We start from the raw sequence: 3,632 nt of genomic DNA, 5'->3' as shown, positions 1-3,632 counted from the left end.
GACGTCCCGTGTGACCTTGTTGAGAGGGGTTTACGGCAATATCGACGGACACGGTATTAGAACCGAGTTTACTGAACAATTGGTTTTTATGTGCGAAGAAGTAAAAGTAATGATGCGGCATATTGGTGGCTATCCGCCACGGTATAATGCTGAAACAAAAAAAGAATTACTCATTCATCAACCTCAACTTTTCATCAGCGGCCACAGCCACATTTTAAAAATTATGTTCGATGATAAATTGCAGTGCCTGCACATGAACCCCGGTGCAGCAGGCAAACAGGGCTGGCATAAAGTAAGAACACTTATACGTTTTAAAATTGATGGAAAAGAAATGAAAGATTGCGAAGTGATAGAATTAGGAAGTAAATAAAAAATTACTTACCTCCGTTCGCTTTCAAATCTGCTTTGCAATTAGCATCCAATGGCGGAATACTTCCTGTAATTAAAAAGCCCAGCACATCTGTAGTTTCCGAAGCATAATACATAAGGCAGTTGGTGTTATTGCAATGGCTGCCATGCGCTGCATCTTTATGATTGGTTTGCATAACCGTGCCCACATCAACCAAACCAAGAATGTGACCCAGCTCGTGTTCTAAAACTGTAGATTCTAATTTGGTGCGGCTGGCCTGGCCGATTGCTCCTGAATTATCATGGATCGTTTTTCCTAAAACACACATTGATGTATTACGGTACGCCAAACCTAAAACATTAGCATCGGTATAACTGCCATCAGTAAATAAAAAATAAACCCCCAACTGGCTGCCCGAAGTATAAACTGTTCGATTATTTTTTTCTACAGTGGCAATATCGTTTAATGATAATACAGTTTTACCCGAAGCAGAAATTTGACTTTGCACAATTGTAATACCACTAGGCTTATTTATAAGTGAATTTAAAAAAGAAGTAATGTTGTTTAATGCAGCAGCGTCTGGTGCAAACCCCGGCATATACTGAATTTCTATTTTTACAGAAGTAAAACTTGCAGCACTTAATAATTCATTTGCCGAAGCTCCAACGGCTTTATTATTGTCACTGCTAATGGAAGGGAGCCCGTTTATGGTATCACTCTTTTTACAGGAAAAATTATTAACAGAAATAATTGCCAGCAAAAAAATTGTAATCGCATGTTTCATAAGTATGATTTTAAAACTTTACTTACGAAAAACGTGCCGAAACGGTTCTTTATTGCTCCACCCAATCCGCTATAAAAATATTGGTATCTCTTGTACCACCATTGTTGCGGTTGCTGCAAAAAATAAGCTTCTTTCCGTTGGGGCTAAACATAGGGAAGGCATCAAAAGATTTTTCTGCAGATATTTTTTCCAGTCCGCTCCCATCTTCATTAATAATAAATAAATTAAAAGGAAAACCTCTTTTACTTTGGTGGTTGCTGGCAAAAATTATTCTTTTATTATCGGGCATGTATGCCGGTGCCCAGTTGGCATTACCAAAATTAGTAACCTGCTTTACATTACTACCGTCGGCATTGGCAATATATACTTCCATATTGGTAGGGGCTACCAAATTTTCGGCAAGCAATTCTTTATACTCTTTTATTTCAGCTTCAGTTTTAGGCCTGCTGGCACGCCAGATTATTTTTTTACCATCGGGGCTAAACCATGCGCCACCATCATACCCTAAGAGGTCGGTTACTCTTTTTTCTTTACCAGTTTTTAAATTCATTATGTACAGATCTATATCGCCATCTTTTGTGCTGGTGTACAGCATTTTTTTTCCATCAGGAGAAATAGTGGCTTCTGCATCGTATCCTTTGCTTTTGGTTAATTGCTTTACAATTTTTCCATTAAGGTCGGCCTGAAAAATATCGTAACTGTCGTACAATGGCCAAATGTATTTGTTGCCGTATTTTTTTCTGTCCGGCACAGGCGGACAACTGTCGGCACCTAAATGTGTGCTGGCATACACCACATGTTTACCATCTTTTAAAAATGCACCGCAGGTTGTTCTGCCTTTACCACTGCTTATTTTTTTGGGATTAAATTTTTCGCCATTAACAGGTACTTTACCAATAAAAATTTCATCACACATAATACCTTCTTTAGGATTGGTACGTTGAAAAATAATCCATTTACCATCAAAACTAAAATAGGCTTCGGCATTATCGCCACCAAAAGTTAATTGCTGTACATTGGCAAAATGTTTTTCGCCGGGAAAAAGAATGGTATCGGAAAAGTTTGAAATTTTTGCCTGGTAGCTTATGGTTGTAGGGATGTTGAAAGAACTGATTACAATAGTTAAAACCAACGCAATTGTTACAGGAAGAGCAATTTTTTTCATCAAATTTATTTTATACAGCAAAGTTAACAGGCTGTTGGTTTTAATTGTCAGAAAAATGTCATGAGGTTTGTAACTATCACTTAAATTTGCGGCAATATATTTTATGAAGCAAATAATAAATCTTTTTTTAGCCATCATCATTTTTTCTTCGTGCAATAACGCAGTAAAAGAACAACCCGTTACGCAGTTGCAAATACCCATGCAGGAAAAAGAAATGAAAGATGCAATTGATAAATATCCGGATTCGCTTTTACTGAGAGAAACGCTGATACAGTATTACCAGGATAACGGCACTGCAGATATGGCGCTTGCCGAAATTAATAAAGCAATACAAATTGACAGTACCGATGCAAAGCTTTGGGATAAAAAAGCTGAGCTGTGCATTATACAGGAAGATACTGTCAACGCTATACGATCTTACCAAAAAGCAATTGATATTTTTCCCGATCCGCAATTTATTATGTCGCTGGGATGGTTGTACGCAAAAACAAAAAACAATATGGCACTGGCAATGGCCGATGCTTTAATAATGGGTAAAAATGCAAAGGCTGATAAAGAAGCCAATTTAATAAAAGGTTTGTATTACAGTTCCATTGGTGATAAACAAAAAGCCATAACTTTTTTTGATAATTGCCTGGCACTGGATTACACATTCATGTTTGCTTACCGTGAAAAAGGAATTACGCTGTATGACATGGGAAAATATGAAGAAGCGCTGAAAGTTTTAGACAAAGCCGTTACACTTCAAAATAAATTTGACGAAGGTTATTACTGGATGGGGAGGTGTTTTGAAAAATTAAATAAGCCCAATGATGCTGGAGAAAGTTACAGAACTGCATTGCTGTATAATCCTGATTTTGTGGAAGCAAAAGACGCATTGGCTAAATTAAAATAGTTGAAATTTGATGGTTGAAAGTTTAAAGAGTATGATAATTTGTGTATTCTTTTTATATAGTTAGCTTTGCAAATAGAACATTCAACATTCAACATTCAACATTCAACATTCAACATTCAACATTCAACATTCAACATTCAACATTCAACAATGCCCATCATCGCCCCTTCTCTCCTTGCCTCTAACTTTTTAAATTTACAAGCCGAGTGCAATATGCTAAACCAAAGCCAGGCCGACTGGTTTCATTTAGATGTAATGGATGGCCGCTTTGTACCTAACATCAGTTTTGGGCTGCCAATTATTGAGCATATCCGCAAAGCAACCAACAAAGTTTGCGATGTACATTTAATGATACAAGAGCCTGAAAAATATGCCGAAGAACGTTTATAATTTAATATGGCATCCTCATTTTTTCCGGTTGCTTCATTGCATTTTGCTT

General features: G+C 37.0%; 5 protein-coding genes. 3 read left to right on the top strand and 2 right to left on the bottom strand.

Going from position 1 to position 3,632, the window contains the following annotated elements:
* Nucleotides 1-370 (top strand): metallophosphoesterase family protein (locus ACY65O_RS13855; protein WP_462221452.1); only part of this gene is annotated, 370 nt, incomplete at its 5' end.
* Between the two features lie 4 nt (nucleotides 371-374).
* Here ACY65O_RS13855 and ACY65O_RS13850 read toward each other — a convergent pair.
* Nucleotides 375-1,133 (bottom strand): zinc metalloprotease, encoded by a 759-nt coding sequence (locus ACY65O_RS13850; RefSeq protein WP_462221451.1) that lies wholly within the window; start codon nucleotides 1,131-1,133, stop codon nucleotides 375-377.
* 49 nt (nucleotides 1,134-1,182) lie between these two features.
* Nucleotides 1,183-2,298: a TolB family protein gene (locus ACY65O_RS13845; RefSeq protein WP_462221450.1), complete on the bottom strand. Its 1,116-nt coding sequence runs from the start codon at nucleotides 2,296-2,298 to the stop codon at nucleotides 1,183-1,185.
* A 103-nt stretch (nucleotides 2,299-2,401) separates the two neighbouring features.
* Between ACY65O_RS13845 and ACY65O_RS13840 the strand changes: the two genes are divergently transcribed.
* Nucleotides 2,402-3,193, top strand: a complete 792-nt coding sequence (locus tag ACY65O_RS13840; protein ID WP_462221449.1) for a tetratricopeptide repeat protein — start codon at nucleotides 2,402-2,404, stop codon at nucleotides 3,191-3,193.
* Nucleotides 3,194-3,343: 150 nt separating this feature from the next.
* Nucleotides 3,344-3,583, top strand: a complete 240-nt coding sequence (locus ACY65O_RS13835) for a hypothetical protein (protein ID WP_462221448.1) — start codon at nucleotides 3,344-3,346, stop codon at nucleotides 3,581-3,583.
* Nucleotides 3,584-3,632: the final 49 nt, after the last annotated feature.

This window comes from Ferruginibacter sp., assembly GCF_031430955.1.
Lineage (GTDB): Bacteria > Bacteroidota > Bacteroidia > Chitinophagales > Chitinophagaceae > Ferruginibacter.
The sequence above is the reverse complement of the archived record's forward strand: the minus strand, read 5'-3'. Positions and strand labels throughout refer to the sequence as shown.

Excerpts from the sequence above, each read along its gene's own strand:
- ACY65O_RS13845 (WP_462221450.1), bottom strand. The coding sequence starts at position 2,298 with ATGAAAAAAATTGCTCTTCCTGTAACAATTGCGTTGGTTTTAACTATT.
- ACY65O_RS13850 (WP_462221451.1), bottom strand. The coding sequence starts at position 1,133 with ATGAAACATGCGATTACAATTTTTTTGCTGGCAATTATTTCTGTTAAT.
- ACY65O_RS13835 (WP_462221448.1), top strand. The coding sequence starts at position 3,344 with ATGCCCATCATCGCCCCTTCTCTCCTTGCCTCTAACTTTTTAAATTTA.
- ACY65O_RS13840 (WP_462221449.1), top strand. The coding sequence starts at position 2,402 with ATGAAGCAAATAATAAATCTTTTTTTAGCCATCATCATTTTTTCTTCG.